At 70.3% G+C, this 17,669-nt stretch carries 11 protein-coding genes; 3 read left to right on the top strand and 8 right to left on the bottom strand.

Annotated elements, in window-relative coordinates; genetic code table 11:
- Window positions 1-13: 13 nt before the first annotated feature.
- Together VFF97_RS09690 and VFF97_RS09685 are read right to left on the bottom strand one after the other, a co-directional pair.
- Entirely contained in the window at window positions 14-6,085 is a 6,072-nt protein-coding gene (locus VFF97_RS09690) for an Ig-like domain-containing protein (protein ID WP_325033293.1), read from the bottom strand.
- A 183-nt stretch (window positions 6,086-6,268) separates the two neighbouring features.
- On the bottom strand, window positions 6,269-6,910 hold the full coding sequence (locus VFF97_RS09685) for a DNA-3-methyladenine glycosylase I (RefSeq protein WP_325033292.1): 642 nt from the start codon (window positions 6,908-6,910) through the stop codon (window positions 6,269-6,271).
- Window positions 6,911-7,156: 246 nt separating this feature from the next.
- Here VFF97_RS09685 and VFF97_RS09680 point away from each other — a divergent pair, with 246 nt between their 5' ends.
- Window positions 7,157-7,552 (top strand): glucose-6-phosphate dehydrogenase, encoded by a 396-nt coding sequence (locus VFF97_RS09680; protein WP_325033291.1) that lies wholly within the window; start codon window positions 7,157-7,159, stop codon window positions 7,550-7,552.
- A 54-nt stretch (window positions 7,553-7,606) separates the two neighbouring features.
- Here the strand turns inward: VFF97_RS09680 and VFF97_RS09675 are convergent, their stop codons facing one another.
- Complete coding sequence (locus tag VFF97_RS09675; RefSeq protein ID WP_325033290.1) at window positions 7,607-9,712, bottom strand: acyl-CoA dehydrogenase; 2,106 nt, start codon at window positions 9,710-9,712, stop codon at window positions 7,607-7,609.
- 157 nt (window positions 9,713-9,869) lie between these two features.
- A complete protein-coding gene (locus VFF97_RS09670; RefSeq protein ID WP_325033289.1) occupies window positions 9,870-10,718 on the bottom strand; it encodes a helix-turn-helix transcriptional regulator in 849 nt (282 codons plus the stop codon).
- Window positions 10,719-10,830: 112 nt separating this feature from the next.
- On the opposite strand from VFF97_RS09670, the gene VFF97_RS09665 reads away from it, so the two are divergent.
- Both VFF97_RS09665 and VFF97_RS09660 read left to right on the top strand, forming a co-directional pair.
- Window positions 10,831-11,538: an SDR family NAD(P)-dependent oxidoreductase gene (locus tag VFF97_RS09665; RefSeq protein WP_325033288.1), complete on the top strand. Its 708-nt coding sequence runs from the start codon at window positions 10,831-10,833 to the stop codon at window positions 11,536-11,538.
- Window positions 11,539-11,605: 67 nt separating this feature from the next.
- On the top strand, window positions 11,606-12,406 hold the full coding sequence (locus VFF97_RS09660) for a glycoside hydrolase family 16 protein (RefSeq protein WP_325033287.1): 801 nt from the start codon (window positions 11,606-11,608) through the stop codon (window positions 12,404-12,406).
- A 3-nt stretch (window positions 12,407-12,409) separates the two neighbouring features.
- Here the strand turns inward: VFF97_RS09660 and VFF97_RS09655 are convergent, their stop codons facing one another.
- The 4 genes from VFF97_RS09655 to recQ all read right to left on the bottom strand — a co-directional run bounded on the left by VFF97_RS09655 (window position 12,410) and on the right by recQ (window position 17,613).
- Complete coding sequence (locus VFF97_RS09655; protein WP_325033286.1) at window positions 12,410-12,892, bottom strand: glutathione peroxidase; 483 nt, start codon at window positions 12,890-12,892, stop codon at window positions 12,410-12,412.
- Between the two features lie 42 nt (window positions 12,893-12,934).
- Window positions 12,935-14,611 (bottom strand): formate--tetrahydrofolate ligase, encoded by a 1,677-nt coding sequence (locus VFF97_RS09650; protein ID WP_325033285.1) that lies wholly within the window; start codon window positions 14,609-14,611, stop codon window positions 12,935-12,937.
- 154 nt (window positions 14,612-14,765) lie between these two features.
- Window positions 14,766-15,575, bottom strand: a complete 810-nt coding sequence (locus VFF97_RS09645; protein WP_325033284.1) for a TrmH family RNA methyltransferase — start codon at window positions 15,573-15,575, stop codon at window positions 14,766-14,768.
- A 37-nt stretch (window positions 15,576-15,612) separates the two neighbouring features.
- Entirely contained in the window at window positions 15,613-17,613 is a 2,001-nt protein-coding gene (gene recQ / locus VFF97_RS09640) for a DNA helicase RecQ (RefSeq protein ID WP_414684245.1), read from the bottom strand.
- Window positions 17,614-17,669: the final 56 nt, after the last annotated feature.

Raw genomic sequence — 17,669 nt, 5'->3', positions numbered from 1 at the left:
ATCCGTGCCGGCCCTACCAGGTCGTGCGTTTGGAATCGCCCCAGCCGTGGATCGTCACCCACACCTGCTCGCCGTTGTCACCGAAGTAGCAGCCGAGCTGGATGGTGCCGTTCGCCGGGAGGTGGTACGTCCCGCCGCCGGCGAACGGGGTGCCGCCGTACGGGCCGGTCGCGTTGCAGGAGATGCGGTAGTCCCCCGCGGGGAAGTTCTGCGTCGTGACCGTCAGGTAGGCGCACTGCGTGCTCGTGCACGTCGGACTGTTCGTCCGACTGCCCTTGCCCGCCTGCGCCGACGCCTGGGGTCGCTGCGCCGTCGTGTCGGACGCCGACCGCACGGCCGACACCTGGCCCTCGCTGTCGTACGCGCGCACCTGGATCGTGCCCTTGAAGTCGTAGCCGTGGTTGATCGTGCGGTTGCCGTTGAGGGAGACGTTCTCCCACCCGTTGCCGTTGATGTTGATCTGCACGCGCTGGATCGGTCGGCCGTTCGGCGCAGGAGCGCTCCAGCTGTACGTGATGCTCTGACCGCTCGCCTTGGCGCCCGCTCCCGGTGTGTTGACCGGTCCGTACGGGATCTTTCCCGCCGACGACGCCGACGGGGCGCCGTCGTAGCGCACACCGTCCATCGACGTGTACGCGCGCAGGCGCACCTGGTACGTCGTGCCGTTCGTCAGACCCGTGATCGTCGACCCGTTGAAGGCCTGCCAGCCGCCGCCGTTGAGCGAGTACTCGTACCGCAGCTCGCTCGCCGTCGCGCCGTTTCCGGCACCCGGCGTGTAGGTGACGTTGAGCCTGCGGTCGCCGGGGGTCACGCCCGTGATCGTGGGCGCACCGGGCGGGGTGAAGGCACGGCGAGGTGCGGACTGCGCGCCCCACTCGCCCCAGCCGGCCTTGTTGCTGGCCCGGAGCCGGAACGTGTAGTCCGTGGTCGACGTGTCGACGACGACCGCCTGGCTCGTCTGCGTGGCCGGGATGCCGGGGATCGTGCTGACGACCGAGCCGCCGCGCATCACCTGCAGTTCGTACCCGGCGATGGGTGCACCGTTGTTGGCGGGCGCCGCCCACGAGACCTGCAGCTGCGCCTGGTTGCCGACCGGCTGGAGTCGCTGGGTCGACGGGGCGGCCACGGGCTCGGGCGCACGCGCGGGGATCTCCGTCGCCGACCACGCACTGTAGCTCGAGGCATCCGGCGCCCGGTTGTGCGCCTTGACGCGCACCTGGTAGGCGGTGCCGTTCTCGAGGCCCTCCCACACGTAGGTGTTGCCCGTGATGTTGGTCTTCTCGGGGATGCCCGACGGAGGAGCGGGTGAGATCTCGAGCGTGAAGTACTCGACGGGCGAACCGGGCGTCGGCGGCGTCACCCACGCGATCGAGAGGCTGCGGTCGCCGAAGCCCGTGATCGTGGGGGGCTGAGGCGTGTCGGGGCGCGCGTCGGGGCGCGCCGGCGGCGATGCCGGCGACGGGTCGGACGAGCCGACGCGGTTGACCGCGACGACGGTGAAGTTGTACTCGACGTTGTTCGTCAGCCCGTCGAGCGTGCACGTGGTGGCCGCGCAGTCCTTCGAGTAGTCGCCGCGCGTCGACGACACGACGTACTTCGTGATCGGCGCGCCGTTGTCGGCGGGCGGCGTCCACGACAGCACCACCGTGCGGTCCTGCACGCTCGACACGGACGGTGTGCCGGGAGCCTCGGGCCGGCCCTGCACCGTGACGAGGATGCGTCCTTCGACCTCGCGGTCGACGTCGGCCGTCGCATCCTGGATGCGGTAGCGCACGACCATCGTGCCGACGAACGTGCTGTTCGGGCTCACCGCCACCTGGTCGCCTCGCACCTCAGCGGTGCCGTTGCCCGTCTCGACAGCGGCCGCGACGACCTTCAGCGGCCGGTCGGGGAACGGGTTGAAGTCGTTCGCCGTCACCGGAACCGTGATCGTCGTGCCCTGGTTCGCCTCGTCGATGACGTCGTCGTTCGCGGTCGGGAGCGTGCGCGTCGAGGCCGTCACCGTCACGACGACGTCGCCCTCGATCGGCTCGGTCTCGCCGTCGGTGACGCGCACCCGGAGCGTCGCCTGCGTGCCCTTCGGTGTGGCGGCATCCGCGCTGACGCTCAGCGTGCCGTCGGAGATCGACGCGCTCAGTCCGCTCGGTGCACCGCCCACGAGCGTGTACGACGCACGCGCGACGTCACCCGGGTCGGGGTCGGTCGTGAGGGCCCTCAGGTCGAGGCGGCTCGCCTCCTCGCCCGGGGCGACGGAGATCTGGCCGTTGAGGAACTCCGGCTGCTGATTGTCGGGAGGCAGCACCGTGACGGGGAGCGTGAGGGTGGCCTTGAGGCCGTCCGGGTCGTCGGGCCCGGTGCCGTCGGTCACCTCGAAGGTGATCGCGTCCTGGCCGAAGTACCCCTGCTCGGAGGTGTAGACGAGTGTCGTCTGGTCCTTCACGAGCTCTGACCCGTCGCCGTGCACGGCGGAGACCTTCGCCGCCTCCGTGATCACCGCACGCGTGCCGCGCGATGTGCGCACATGGTCGGCGAGCGGGATCTCGATCGTCTCGCCGCTGTTCACCTCGACGCCTTCCGTCGTCGCGAGCGTCGGCGGCAGCGAGTCGAGCGACGGCACGCGCACGAACGCGGTCGCCTGAAGGCCGTCGCGGTCGGTGATGCGGTACTGGACGAGGCGCTCCTCGTCGCCGATCTCGATGCGCAGGCGGCCGTCCGGGAGCACGCGGACGCCCGTGCCCTCCGCGGTGACCTCGAGGTCGGCGACCACGCCGTCGGGATCCTCGTCGTTGGCGAGCACCTCGAGGTCGACGGATGCGTCCTCCACGTCCTGCGGGAGGATGCGGTCGTCGCGCGCGATCGGCTTCATGAGCGGCACGTCGTCGGCGACCGTGATCTGGAGGACTCCGATCGCCTCGGCGCCGCGCACGTCGCGGACGCGGTACTGCAGCGACGTGACGACCTCGCTGCCGGGCGACGTCACCACGACGCGGTCGCCGAGGACCTCCGCCGACAGACCCGGCACGTCGGCCGTCTCGACGCCGTTGCGCACGAGCGTGATCTGGTCGCCGTCGGGGTCGGAGTCGTTTGCGAGAACCGGCACCGCGACCGATCGGCCCGGGCGCATGACGATCGCATCCTTCACCGCGTACGGCGCCTGGTTGATGGACCCCGCAGGGGCGATGCCGACGCGGATGGAGGCGGTCGCCTCGGCGCCGAGGCGGTCGCGCACGCGGTAGGTGAACTCGTCGACGCCGACCGAGTCGCCGACCGCCTGGTACTCGAGCCAGTCGGGGCCGACCTGCGAGATGCGGCCCTTCTCGGGCGCGGATGCGATGCCGAGGAGGTCCACGGAGTCGCCGTCGGGGTCGATCCCGTCGAGCGGGATCGCGATGCGCACCGTCGCCCCGCCCACGACGCGGGCCGTCAGCTCCTCGGGCCGCGGCGCCTGGTTGGTCTCAGGGGTCACCGGAAGCACTTGGATCGTGATGTACCCCGCGTCCTTCTGACCGGTGCTGTCGACGACCTCGTACGTCGCGTAGACGGTGCCCGGTTCGTCGCCCGCGCGGAAGCGCACGGTGTCCTGGGCGACGAAGATCTCACCGTCCTCAGGCTCCGGCAGCGGCTCCACCAGCTCCGAGGCGAGGTGCATCGTGTCGCCGTTGGGGTGGTAGTCGTTCTCGAGCACCGGGATCGTGACGACGTCGCCCGCCCGAACGACGACGCGGTCGTCGTTCGCGACCGGCGGCCGCAGCTTCGACGGCGCGGGGATCGGTATGACGACGACCTCGCCGTCGGCGCTGTGCTTGCCGTTGGAGATCGTGTACTTCACCGTGACCTGCTCGGCGAGCGCGCCCTGGTCGGTGATGCGCAGCGTCTCGTGGCCGAGCACCGACACCGAGACGCCGCTCGACTGCTCGACCGTCACCGACTGCACGACGAGGATGCCGCCCGACGGGTCGGAGTCGTTCGCGAGCACGTCGACGAGCACCTCGCGACCGCTCGGGAGCAGCGCGACGTCGCGCACCGCGATCGGCGGCAGGTCGGTCTCCGCGTCCTCGAGCACGTCGACACGCACGACGCCGGGGGCCGACAGCGACCCCGCCGACACGAGGTACTGCACGTAGTAGACGCCCGGCTGCTTCGCGGAGAACGCGAACCGCCCGTTCGCGTAGTCGGGCGACAGCGATGCGCCGGGCGTCTCGTCGACGCGCGTGAGGCGCAGCGGCTCGCGGCTCGGGTTCGTGTCGTTCGCGAGCGGCGAGACCGTGACGGACTTGCCGGCGCGCACGACGACGTGGTCGGCGTTCGCGACGGGGAGTGTCGAACCGGGCGGGCGCACGTCGAAGCGCACGACTCCCTCGGTGACCTCGCTTCCGTCGGACACGGAGATGACCACGTCCTTGCGGCCCTGCGTCGGCCCGAGCGCGCGATAGGTGATGCGGCCGTCGGCCGTGAAGTCGGCCTCGTCGCCCTCGGCCGGTGTGACCGACCTCAGGAAGACGTCGTCGCCGTCGGGATCGATCCAGTCGGGCAGCACGTTGTACGACACGACGCCGCCGGACTCGACCGCGATCGCCGTGACGCGGTTCTGCTTCGGCGCGCCGTTGATGCTCCAGTCGTGCACGGTGAGCTGCACGTTCGCGCGCGCGCGTCCGCCGCGGCCGTCATCGGCCTCGTACTGGAAGGTCGTCGTGCCGGTCGCATCCTCCGGGACGGCGATCTGCAGACCCGAGCCGTTGTTGATCGACTGCACCTCGCCGAACGACGGCCCCTGATCGGGGATGGTGACGGTGAGCACGTCGCCATCGGCGTCGGAGTCGTTGTCGAGCACCGGCAGCATCGTCGTGCGGCCGGGGCGGACGCCGAACTCGTCGTCCACCGCGACGGGCGGGGTGTTGATCGCGGACCGCTCGGGGAGAGTCGTCTCGACGGTCTCGTCGGTCGTCTCGTCGTCGTTCTCGTCGGTCTCACCCTCGGGCGGAGTGATGTCCTCCCAGTTGTCGACCTTCTGCAGGTCTTCGCTCGCCATCCACGCCGCGCCGCCGATGACGTCGTTGAGCACGATGACGTCGCGGTTCACGCGGAACCTGAGCGACGCATCCGGATTGGCGCCGGGCACCGTCGTCGACTGGTCGTCGGCCTCGCCGACGCAGTCGCGCACGAACGCGGTCGACCCCGACCACACACCGTACGCGCAGCCCTCGAGGAAGACCGGCTCGGCCGGGGTGCCCTCACCCTCGGCCTTCGTCTCGGCGATCTCTGAGCCGTCGAGCGGAACCCGCAGCAGCGCTCCGGGCGATGCGACCATGACGGCGTCGTTGGGCTCGGACGGGGCCTGAAGCACGGATGCCCCGTCCACCTCGAGCTCGGCGCGCAGGCCGCGTGTGCTCCAGACCGTGCGGCTCTCGTTGTCGAGCACGACCGGGACGTCGCCGACGACCGTGATGGAGGCATCCGCATTCGCACCGAGCCCGTCGAGCGCGGCGCGCTCCGGCTCGGCCGGATCGCCGTCGCCGCCCATGCGGATCGTGACGACCTCACCCGTCGCGGGTGCCACGGCGTAGACCGTCCCGTCGAGGCCGACCGCGACGTCGGCGCCCTCACCGAGCTCGGCCACCGGCTCGTTGCCGGCGGGCTCGAAGCTCGCGACCGCCTTCGCCGGCAGCACCCACAGGGAGCCTGCACTCGGGTCGAGGATCGCCAGCGTTGAACCGCCGAGCGCGATGTCGGCGCCGCCCGGCACCTGCGCGTTGTCGCCGAGCACGACCATCGCGGGATCGATGGCCGTGACAGAGGAGCCCGCCTTGTCGACGACGAGCACGTTGTCGCCGGACTGGAGGATGTCGTACTCGTCGCTGACCGTGCGCAGTCCCGAGTCGAGCACGCGCGACTCGTGATTGAAATGACCGACGAGCAGACTCGACTGCTTCGTGACCCACACTCCCCCGTCGTGCAGGTCGACCTCGGTCGTCGGGAAGCCCTCGTAGAGGAACGCCATCGTGCTGATCGCCACCGCGCCGGTCGTCACGATCCCCGCGGATGCGAGGGTGCGCGGGCGCGCGCGAAGCCACGACGACGCTTTCACGGGGTCCTCTGCCTCCTCCGGGCGGGATAGACGACGTGCGTGGCGACGGGCGAGGTGATTCGGCTCACGACGAAGGGGGGAATGGGCGGGGGAAGCACCCAGCCTAACCCGGGGATCGCCGATCTGACGAGCCCTTTCCACACGGCGGTGGTCTCCGGCCGCCGTCCGATCGCCTCCGTCAGGCTACGTCGCGGCGGGTTCGGAACTCGATGGGGACAAATCCCCACGAGGAGTGGTCGACGAGCCGGATGCCGCGCGCCAGCACCCCTCGACGTGGTCGTCGACCATGCCCGCGGACTGCATGAGCGCGTACATCGTGGTGGGGCCCACGAACCGGAACCCGCGCGCGAGAAGGGCCTTGCTCATAGCTTTCGACTCAGGCGTCGTGGCGGGGACCTCGGCGAACGAGCGGGGCCTCGGCCGGGCATCCGGTTGCGGCGCGAACGACCACATGAGCTCGTCGAGTTCGCCCTCGGCCATCTCGGCCACGACCCGCGCGTTCGAGATCGTCGCGAGGATCTTCGCCCCGTTGCGCACGATGCCCGCGTCGGCCATGAGTCGTTCGACGTCGTCGTCGCCGAACCGTGCGACGACCTCGGGATCGAAGCCCGCGAACGCCTCGCGGAACCGAGGACGCTTGCGCAGGATGGTGATCCACGACAGCCCCGCCTGGAAGCTCTCGAGGCTCATCTTCTCGAACAGCGCGCGATCGCCGTGCAGCGGCGTTCCCCACTCCTCGTCGTGGTAGCGGCGGTATTCCGGGTCGGAGTCGGCCCATCGGCAGCGCGCGACTCCGTTCTCGTCGACGGCGACATCGAGGCTCATTCCGCCCACGCTAGCGGCGCGCGCCGACACCGACGTCGGCCGTCCTGGAACGCGATCGAGGGGACCGCGCCCCGAACGCGATCCCCTCGCGAAGCATGCGTGCACTGAAGCCCTTGCGCACGCGGCCTCACCACTGTCGTGTCGCGAACGGACGGATCGTCTCAGACAGGGCCGGAGACGGCAGCGGGTCGAGTCGCTTACCGTTGAAGGGCGGGTGCGCCCCCGGCACCGCACGAGAGGAATGTCATGAGGATCGTCGCGTCGTCCGACTGGCGGGACGCCATCCCGTTCGAGACCCCCGTCCTTGTGGCCGACGTCGTCCCCGGCGACCCGACGCGCTGCTTCACGTGCGGCGCCGACTCCGAGCCGCGGCCGCGCACCGAGCTGTGGGCGGTCAAGCACCGGCATCCGAAGAACCACGACGGGTTCGTGCGCTTCTACTGCGCCGAGCACCGCCCGGTCGTGGTGCGGCGCGAGGCTCCGACGGCTGCCGCGCCGCGCGCGAAGGCACGGCCGCGTGCCGAGCGCGCGCCTGCGCGCCGCACCCCGAGCACTCGCGACGTCACGCGGGCGATGTGCCCGAACTGCTTCGTCGAGGTGTCGGCGAGCGGCGAGTGCGGCATGTGCGGCTGGTCCGGGTGACCGCCCACCGCTTCCGCGCGGCGGCCCACCGCTTCCGCGCGGCGGCGCCTAGCGCTACTTCTTCTTGAGCGACTTCTCCGACACGGGCATCTCACCCGACGCCTTCAGCGCGCGGTAGTACTCGCGCGCCTCATCCTGCCGCTGCTGCTCCGCCCCCGACGCGATGGGCGCGCGCACGTGCTCGGGCTCGAAGCCGTACGCGTCGACGAGGTCCTGCGCGTGCGGGCGAAGGCGGGCCGAGAGCCGGTCGATGTAGCGCGAGACCGATGCCGCGCGCTGCGTCGACAGGCGTCCGTTGATGAGATACCACGCGAGGTGCTTCTCGATGAGATGCATGCCGAAGAGGTCGCGCAGCCAGATGAGCACCTGCTTCGTGCCCTCGTCGGCGACGCGGTTCACGCCGTCGGTGAAGGCCTCCCACTGCAGCAGCTCGCCGTGCGCGCGGGCCGCCTCGATGAGCTCGGCCTGGTGCGCGTTGAACAGCTCGGCGGCCTCGGCCTGCGAGAGCTTCGACGCGGGGCGCAGCGCGGCCGCGATGTCGGCCACCATCTGCTGCACGCGGCCCGCGAGCAGCTCGTGCTGCTGCTCCTCGCGCAGGCCCAGCTCGACCGACCGGGCCGTCGAGCCGAAGTCGGCGACCGCCTGCCCGAGCTGGCGGAGCCCGGCACCGTGGAACACCTTGCCGGCGGTCTGCCCGACGGCGTACCGCGCGAGCTTCGCGGCATCCGCGCCCTTGAACTGCTTCGCGAAGTCGCTCAGCAGCCGCTTGCCGACAAGCTGCAGGAGCACGTTGTTGTCGCCCTCGAACGTGACGTACACATCGAGATCCTGGTGCAGGCCGACGAGGCGGTTCTCGGCGAGGAAGCCCGCGCCGCCGCACGCCTCGCGCGCCTCCTGGATGGTCGCGAGCGCGTTCCACGTGCTCAGCGGCTTGAGTGCCGCGGCGAGCGTCTCGAGGTCCTCGCGCTCCTCGGCAGTGTCGGTGCGGCCCGAGAACACGCCGTCGAACTTCTTGAGCAGCTCGTCGTGCGCGAAGAACTGCGCGTAATTCTGGGCGAGGAGGGGCAGCAGGCGGCGCTGGTGCTTGCCGTAGTCGAGCAGCACCACCTCTTCGGTGCCGGCGCCCGAGTCGAACTGGCGGCGCTGGTTCGCGTACGTGATCGCGATGTGCAGCGCGAGCGCCGTGCCGACCGTCGCCGCGCCGTCGAGCGAGACACGGCCCTGCACGAGCGCGCCGAGCATCGTGAAGAAGCGGCGGCCGGGGCTCGAGATGTCGCTCGTGTAGGTGCCGTCCGGGGCGACCTGCCCGTAGCGGTCGAGCAGGTTGAAGCGCGGCACGCGCACGTGGTCGAACGCGAGGCGACCGTTGTCGATGCCGTTGAGGCCGCCCTTGACGCCGTCGTCCTCGCTCTTGATGCCGGGCATCATGTTGCCCTCGTCGTCGCGGATCGGCACGAAGAAGCAGTGGACGCCGTAGTTCACGCCGTTCGTGATGAGCTGCGCGAACACGGTCGCCGCCTTGCCGTGCAGTGCGGCGTTGCCGAGGTAGTCCTTGTACGCGCCGCGGAACGGCGTGTGGATTTCGAACTCCTCCGTCTCGGGGTCGTACGTCGCCGTGGTGCCGATCGCGGCGACATCCGACCCGTGGCCGGTCTCGGTCATCGCGAACGCGCCCGGCAGGCTCAAGTCGATGACGGCCGGGAGCCACTCGTCCCAGTGCTTCTTCGTCCCGAGCTGGTAGATCGCCGAGCCGAAGAGACCCCACTGCACGCCCGACTTGATCTGCAGGCTCGGGTCGGCGAGCACGAGCTCCTCGAAGCCGGCGAGGTTGGCGCCGTTGTCCTCGTGGCCGCCGTACTCCTTCGGGAAGGCGCGGCGCGAGCCGCCGTGCTCGACGAGAAGGTGGAGCTGGCTCAGCACGCGCTCGCGGTGCTCGGGCATCGGCTGCCCGTCGATCCGCCAGAACGCGGAGTCCTTGATCATCTCGCGTGCTTCGCGGCGGGTGTCCGCCCACGTTCCGAGCAGGAGGTCGGTCACCGAGGCGACGTCGATGCGCGGTTCGGATGCCTCGGCTGCGCTGTGCGCGGCGGTCGGGGCGCCTCCGGCGGGCGTGCGCTTGCTGGTGGCGGGCTTCTTGATGCGGACGGCGGCGTCTGCCATGGGTGATCACCTTTCGGCATCGATAGGGGAAGTCACTCTGACGGTAGGACTCCCACAACTTCGCGCAAAGTCGATTGGACATGTTGTACAACGCATCCGACGACCGTCGACCCGGGAGGTTGTGCGGTCCCGACAGGGCGACGTACAGCCGCGCGACTCATCGTGCGGTGAACTGCTGGGTTCCGAGGGTGATCGCGAGGTCGAGACGGCTCGCGTCCTCGCTGCCGGGCTCGGCGGTGTAGATCATGATGCGCAGGTCATCGCCCGCGACGATGAGGGTGTCGCAGTCCAGCTCGATCGGCCCGACCTGCGGGTGGTCGATCACCTTGCGGCGGGCGGGCGGATGATCGGTCGTGCCGCCTCCGGCCCGCCACAGCTCGGCCGCCCGGGCGCTTGATTCGACGATGGCCTCGACGAGCTCGCTCACGCGCGGATCGTCGGGATAGTGCGCCGCGGCTGCGCGGAGATCCGCGACGAGCTGCTCGGCGAGGCGATCGCGCTCGTCGGCCGACATCCGCACGCGGTTCGGAAGCCCGTGCAGATACCGCCACGCGGCGTTGCGCTCCAGCCCGGACCGGCGCGTCGTGTCGCCCATCAGTGCGTTGTACGCGGGGTTCGCCGTGACGAGCGTCCATGTCGCGTCGAAGACGACGGTCGGCGTGTGCGTGAACCGATCGAGCAGCCGCTGCACGCTCGGGCTGATCCGGGTCGGGACGATTCCCGGGCCGGGCACCGTCAGCCCCGCCAGGTGGAAGAGCACTTCACGCTCCGCGTCGCTGAGCCGCAGTGCACGGGCAAGGGCTTCGACGACCTGCGCCGACGGGGAGGTCGCGCGGCCTTGCTCGAGACGCGTGAGGTAGTCCATGCTGATGCCCGCGAGGCCGGCCAGCTCCTCGCGCCGCAACCCCGGCGCACGGCGGCGCCGCCCACCGGGAAGACCCGCCTGCTCGGGGGTCACCCGGTCACGCCATGACCGGATCGCCCGGCCGAGATCCCAGGTCGCCACGGAGCCATTATCCGCGCGCATCCGGGAGCCGGCGTCGCTCATCCTGGCCCTGTCAGTCTCAGGAAAACGGGGGACCTGGCTGAGCCTTCGACTTCCATCGAAAGTCGAAGGCATGACGACGACACTCATCACCGGAGCGAACAAGGGAATCGGCAAGGAGACCGCGCGGCAGCTCATCGCCGCCGGACATCGCGTCTTCATCGGCGCGCGCGACGAGGAGCGCGGACGCACAGCGGCTTCGGAGCTGGGCGCGGAGTTCGTGCAGCTCGACGTGACGGACGACGCCTCGGTCGACGCCGCTGCGAAGACCATTGCGGATGCGGGCGGAATCGATGTGCTCATCAACAACGCCGGCGTCGAGCCGCGGCTGCCCGACAACAGCATCCCGTCGCCGGTGGACACCACCGCGGCCGACCTGCAGGCGGTGTTCGCCACGAACGTGTTCGGTGTGATGCGGGTGACCCACGCGTTCCTGCCGATCCTCCGCCGCTCGCCGGCACCCGTGATCGTGAACGTGTCCAGCGGCCTCGCGTCGCTGTCGATGCTGAGCGATCCGCAGAGCTTCACGCACTTCTACCAGGGCATCGCCTACCCGGCCTCGAAGACCGCGGTCAACGTCATCACGGTCCAGCTCGCGAAGGCACTGCCCGAGATGCGCATCAACGCGGTCGAGCCCGGCTATACGAAGACGGATCTCAACGGCAACACCGGGACCCAGACGGTCGAGGAGGGCGCGGAGATCATCGTGCGGATGGCGAAGATCGGACCCGACGGACCGACGGGGACGTACGTGTCGAAGCACGGCCCCATGCCCTGGTGAGTCGCACGACGATGCGGTGGTGACTCTCGCGGGTGACGATGTCGCCCGCGGGGAGCACAATGACCGCATGGGTGACCCCGAGATGCCGCTCGACCTCGACGGCCGCGCGCCCGACCTCGACGAGCACTTCGACGAGGGCGTGCTCGACGAGACCGTGTGGTGGCCGTACTACCTGCCGCACTGGTCGTCCCGCGAGCGCACCGGGTCGCGGTACTCGGTCGCGCCGTCCGGGCTCGAGCTCCTCATCGACGCCGACACCCCGCCGTGGTCGCCGGACTTCGATGGCGGCATCCGTGTCTCCCACCTGCAGACCGGCGAATACTCCGGACCGGTCGGATCGAGGATCGGGCAGCACCGCTTCCGCCCAGATCTCGTCGTGCGCGAGGCACAGCCCGAGCGCCGACTGCACCTCGTGCAGCACGGCGTGATCGAAGTCCGCATGGCAGCGATCCGCCACCCCGACGTCATGGTCGCCTTCTGGCCGATCGGCTTCGAAGACGAGCCGGAGCACTCGGGTGAGATCTGCATCGCCGAGATCTTCGGCTCCGAGATGGACGACACGGGCGGCCTCGTCGGAGTCGGCGTCAAGGCGCAGAACGACCCGAAGCTCACGACCGATTTTGCGAAGGTGCGTGTGGAGGGTGACCTCACCGGGTTCCACGATTACGCCGTCGCATGGACGCCCGACGAGTTGCGGTTCTACATCGACCACCGATGGGTCAAGACGGTCGCGCAGCGCATCGACTATCCGGTGCAGCTCATGCTCGACGTGTTCGAGTTCCCGCGCGCGGACGGAACGCGCGACCTCGACGCACTGCCGCACCGGTTCCGCGTCGAGCGCGTACGGACGTTCCCATACGACAGGTGAGCGTCAGCGCGGCAGTGCCTCCTCGATCGCGGCGATCACCGTGGGATCGTCCGGCTCGGTGTGCGGGCGGAAGCGCTTCACGGTGCCGTCGGGCGCGACGAGGAACTTCTCGAAGTTCCAGGTGACCCGGCCGGCTCTGCCGGAAGCATCCGGTGTCTTCTTCAACTCGGTGTAGAGCGGATGCTCCTTCCGCCCGTTCACGCGGATGCGATCGAAGATCGGGAACGTGATGCCGTACGTCGTCGAGCAGAACTCCTTGATGGCGTCGTTGCTGCGCAGCTCCTGCAGGAACTGGTTGCTCGGGAAGCCGAGCACCTGCAGACCGCGATCGCCGTATTCCCGCTGCAGACGCTCGAGCGTCGCGTACTGCGGAGCGAGGCCGCAGCGGCTGGCCACGTTGACGATGAGGAGGGCCTTGCCGCCGAAGTCGGCGAGCGTCCTGGTCTCGCCCTCCATCGTCTGGAACGGGATGTCGGTGAGCGCCATGTCAGCGAGCGTAACGCGGGCCGCACACGCCGGTCGCGCCGCTCAGAACAGCCCTACGATGCGCCCCTCGTCGTCGACGTCGATCGAGTCGGCGGCGGGTACGGCGGGAAGGCCTGGCATCGTCATGATGTCGCCGCAGATCATCACGATGAACTTCGCACCGGCGGCGAGTCGCACCTCGCGGATGTCGACGACGTGCCCCTCGGGGGCTCCGCGCAGCTTCGCATCGGTGGAGAAGGAGTACTGCGTCTTCGCGACGCACACCGGGTAATCGCCGTAGCCCTCCTCCTGGAGGCGCCGGATCTGCGCGCGCACTGCGGTCGAGGCGGTGATGTCGGATGCCCCGTAGATGCGCGTCGCGATCGCGCGCATCTTCTCCCACAGCGTCGCCTCGTCGGGGTAGGTGAAGGTCAGGTCGGGCGCCTCGCCGTCGCACAGGCGCTTGACCTCGCGCGCGAGGTCTTCCGCGCCGGCGCCGCCTTCGGCGAAGTGCCTGGCGACGACGGCCTTCGCGCCGGCGGCCTCGACCGCTTCGATGAGCGCCTGCACCTCGGCATCCGAATCCTCCGCGCGGTGGTTGATCGCGACCACCGCGGGGATGCCCCACGTCTCGCGCACCGTGCGGAGATGGCGCACGAGGTTGACCGTGCCGCGGCGCAGGGCGTCGACGTTCTCCGTCGGCAGATCGGCGACCTCGACGCCACCGTGGTACTTCATCGCGCGCACGGTTGCGACGATGACCGCGGCCGACGGGCACAGCCCCGACGAGCGGCACAGGATGTCGATGAACTTCTCGGCGCCGAGGTCGGCGCCGAAGCCCGCCTCGGTGACGACGTAGTCCGCCAGGCGGAGTGCGGACGCCGTTGCGATGAGCGAGTTGCAGCCGTGCGCGATGTTCGCGAACGGGCCGCCGTGCACGAACGCGGGCGTGTGCTCCATCGTCTGCACGAGGTTCGGCGCGAGCGCGTCGCGCAGCACCGCCGTCATCGCACCGTGCGCCTTGAGGTCGCGCGCGCGCACCGGCTTGCGGTCGCGCGTGTAGCCGATGACGATCTCGCCGAGGCGCTCCTTGAGGTCGGCGAGGCTGCGCGCGAGGCAGAACACCGCCATGACCTCGCTCGCGACGACGATGTCGAAGCCCGACTCGCGCGGGTAGCCGTTGCCCGGACCCCCGAGGCCCGAGACGATGTCGCGCAGCGCGCGGTCGTTGACGTCGAGCACGCGGCGCCACGTCACGCGGCGCACGTCGATGCCGAGCGCGTTGCCGTGGTGGATGTGGTTGTCGATGAGCGCGGCGAGCAGGTTCGTCGCGACCGCGATCGCGGAGAAGTCGCCCGTGAAGTGGAGGTTGATGTCCTCCATCGGCACGACCTGCGCGTAGCCACCGCCTGCGGCACCGCCCTTCATGCCGAACACGGGACCGAGCGCGGGCTCGCGCAGACAGATCATCGCCTTCTCACCGAGCCGGGTGAGGGCGTCGCCGAGGCCGACCGTGGTCGTCGTCTTGCCTTCGCCGGCGGGCGTCGGCGAGACCGCTGTCATGAGGACCAGCTTGCCCTGCGGTCTGTCGCGCAGTGACTCGAGGTATGACAGCGCGACCTTCGCCTTGTAGTGCCCGTACGGCACGATGCTCTCGTCGGGAATGCCCAGTCTCGCTGCGATCGTGCCGATGGGCTCGAGGTGTGCCGCCTGAGCGATCTCGATGTTGCTGAGAGCCACGTATCCCTCCCGATGCGCGCCTTCGCTGTCGCGAGCTCCTTTGCCCGCTCGCGACAGCCTAGAGGCCGACGAGGTGCCGTCAGAGGAACTCTCCCGTCGAACGGCAGACGTGTTGCGCGGTTCGCGGGTGCGCGCCCGTTGACTCAGCGCAGGATCATCGCCCGTGCCGACGCCGTTGCCGGGCCGCCTCGTAGAGCACGGCCGTCGCGGCGTTGGCGGCGTTGAGCGAACTCGCCGAGCCGACCATCGGAATGCGCACCATCAGGTCCGCAGCCTCTCGCCATGTGGTGCTGAGGCCCGACGTCTCGTTGCCGATGAGAATGACGTGCGGCCCGCGGAAGTTGTGGCCGTCGACGTCGACGCTGCCCGCCTCATCCGTCCCGACGAGCAGCGGCCGCGGGCGGAGCCGACCCGCCCAGTCGACCACGTCGCGGGGCGACGGGATGCGGATCGTCGGGACCGCGAACAGCGATCCCGTGCTCGCGCGGACGGACTTGGGATCGTACACGTCGGCCGCGTGCCCGGTGACGATGACGCCCGTCGCCCCGAACGCGTCGGCCGAGCGGATGAGGGACCCGATGTTGCCCGGCTGGGTGGGGCGATCGAAGACGACGGTCAGGAGCCCCTCCCCCGGGACGATGCGGTCGAACCGGTCCGGACGCATCGCGACGACGGCGATGAGCTCGGGCGGGCCTTCGGACTTCTCACCGAGCTCCGCGATGAGCTCGGGCGACATCGCGACCTGTCGCGCGGATCGCGTGCTCTCGAGGACCCCTGTGGCCCAGCGCGAGAGCTTTCGACTCGCGTCGAAGACGACGGCACGGAAGTCCCACCCGTGCTCGAGTGCGAGCGTGATCGGCCGGACGCCCTGCACGAGGAACTCGCCTTCGCGCTGCCGTGTCTTCCGGTTCGTCAGGAGCGACTGCCACACCTGGAACTGGGCGTTCCTCGTCGTGATGCGCACGGCTGCCACGCTACCCAACGGCGACCGCGACGGCCCTTCATGCGGCCGCGATCACCTCGAGCACGGATTCGCCGTAGGCCTCGCGCTTCTTCGCCCCGATGCCCGAGATGCCGTCGAGGTCGGCCAGCGTCGCCGGGCGGTGCTCGGCGAGGGCGCGCAGCGTCGCGTCGCCGAAGACGATGTAGGCGGGAACGCCCTGCTCGCGCGCGACGCTCGCCCGCCACGCGCGAAGTGCCTCGAAGAGCTCGCGGTCCTCCTCTGAAACCGGTCCCTGAGCCTGACGAAGGGCGGTGGCGGACGCCTTGCGCACGCGCAAGCCCGCCGACCCGGCGCGCCCGAGCACGTCGCGCCGCAGCGGAACGGCCGTCTCGCCCTTGAGCACCCCGGCCGCCGGATCTCCCAGCGCGAGCGTCCCGTACTCGCCGCGCGCGACGAGGATGCCGCGCGCGAGGAGCTGCCGCACGACGCTGCGCCAGTCCTGGTCGCTGAGGTCTGCCCCGAGGCCGTACGTCGAGAGCGCGTCGTGACCCTGCTGCCGGATGCGCTCGGTGTCGGCGCCGCGCAGGATGTCGATGAGGTGTCCGGCGCCGAACGCCTGTCCGCGCTCGCGCTGCAGCCGCACGATCGTCGACAGGAGCTTCTGCGCAGCGATGAGCCCGTCCCACGTCTCGGGCGGCTCGAGGCACGTGTCGCAGTTGCCGCACGGTTCCGACTCCTGCCCGAAGTACGCGAGGAGGTTCTGGCGGCGGCATCCGACCGTCTCGCACAGCGCGAGCATCGCGTCGAGGTGCTGCCCCATGCGCATCTTGTACGCGCGGTCACCCGGGCTCTGGTCGATGAGCCTCCGCTGCTGCACGACGTCGCCGAGTCCGTACGCCATCCACGCGATCGCCGGCTCGCCGTCGCGGCCGGCGCGGCCCGTCTCCTGGTAGTAGCCCTCGACCGACTTCGGCAGATCGATGTGGGCGACGAAGCGCACGTCGGGCTTGTCGATGCCCATGCCGAACGCGATCGTCGCGACCATGACGACGCCGTCGTCGCGCAGGAACCGCGCCTGGTTGCCGGACCGGACGGATGCCTCGAGCCCCGCGTGATACGGAAGGGCGTCGATCCCCTGCGCGCGCAGGTACTCGGCCGTCTGCTCGACCGATTTGCGGCTGAGCGCGTACACGATCCCGGCCGATCCCTCGGGCAGGGACCGGATGAACGAGAGCAGCTGGCGCCGCGGATCGACCTTCGGCTCGATGCGGTACTGGATGTTCGGGCGGTCGAAGCTCGCGACGAAGTGCTTCGCCTCGGGCAGACTCAGGCGCTCGGTGAGCTCGCGGTGGGTCGCGCGGGTCGCGGTCGCCGTCAGCGCCATGCGGGGGACGCCCGGGAACCGCTCGCCGAGGTCGCCGAGCGCGAGGTAATCGGGGCGGAAGTCGTGGCCCCACTGCGACACGCAGTGCGCCTCGTCGATCGCGATGACGCTCAACCGGCCCCGCTGCAGCAGCTTCGTCGTCGCGGGCGCCGACAGCCGCTCGGGCGCGACGTAGATGAGATCGAGCTCGCCTGCGAGGTAGGCCCGCTCGACGGCGGCGCGCTCGAAGGGCGCCTGCGTCGAGTTGAGGTACGCGGCTCGCACGCCGTTCGCGACGAGCGCGTCGACCTGGTCGTGCATGAGTGCGATGAGCGGGCTGATCACGAGGCCGGTGCCCGGTCGCACGAGTGCGGGCACCTGGTAGGTGATGCTCTTTCCCCCGCCGGTCGGCATGAGCACGACGGCGTCGCCCCCCGCGACCACGTGATCGACGATCGCCGACTGGTCGCCGCGGAACGCGTCGTAGCCGAACACCTCGCGCAGCACGTCGCGCGGGTCGGCACCGGTGTGATCGCGCCGAGGAGTGCCGTCGAACAGGTCGCCGGACGGCGGCGGGGCGAACTCGTCGGGCGGCGGCATCCACCCGTCTTCGGGCGGCGCCCACGAGTCGTCGGGCGGCGCGTCGACGTCGGCCCAGTCGAGGTCGGCGTACGGGTCGCCCGGCTGATCAGTCACGCGGTCCAGGGTAGCCGCGGCATCCGACGCCCCGGCCGTCCCCCCCCCCCCCCCCC

The organism is Microbacterium sp. (assembly GCF_035687345.1).
In the GTDB taxonomy this organism is placed as follows: domain Bacteria; phylum Actinomycetota; class Actinomycetes; order Actinomycetales; family Microbacteriaceae; genus Microbacterium.
This window is presented reverse-complemented; position numbering and strand designations above follow the sequence as displayed.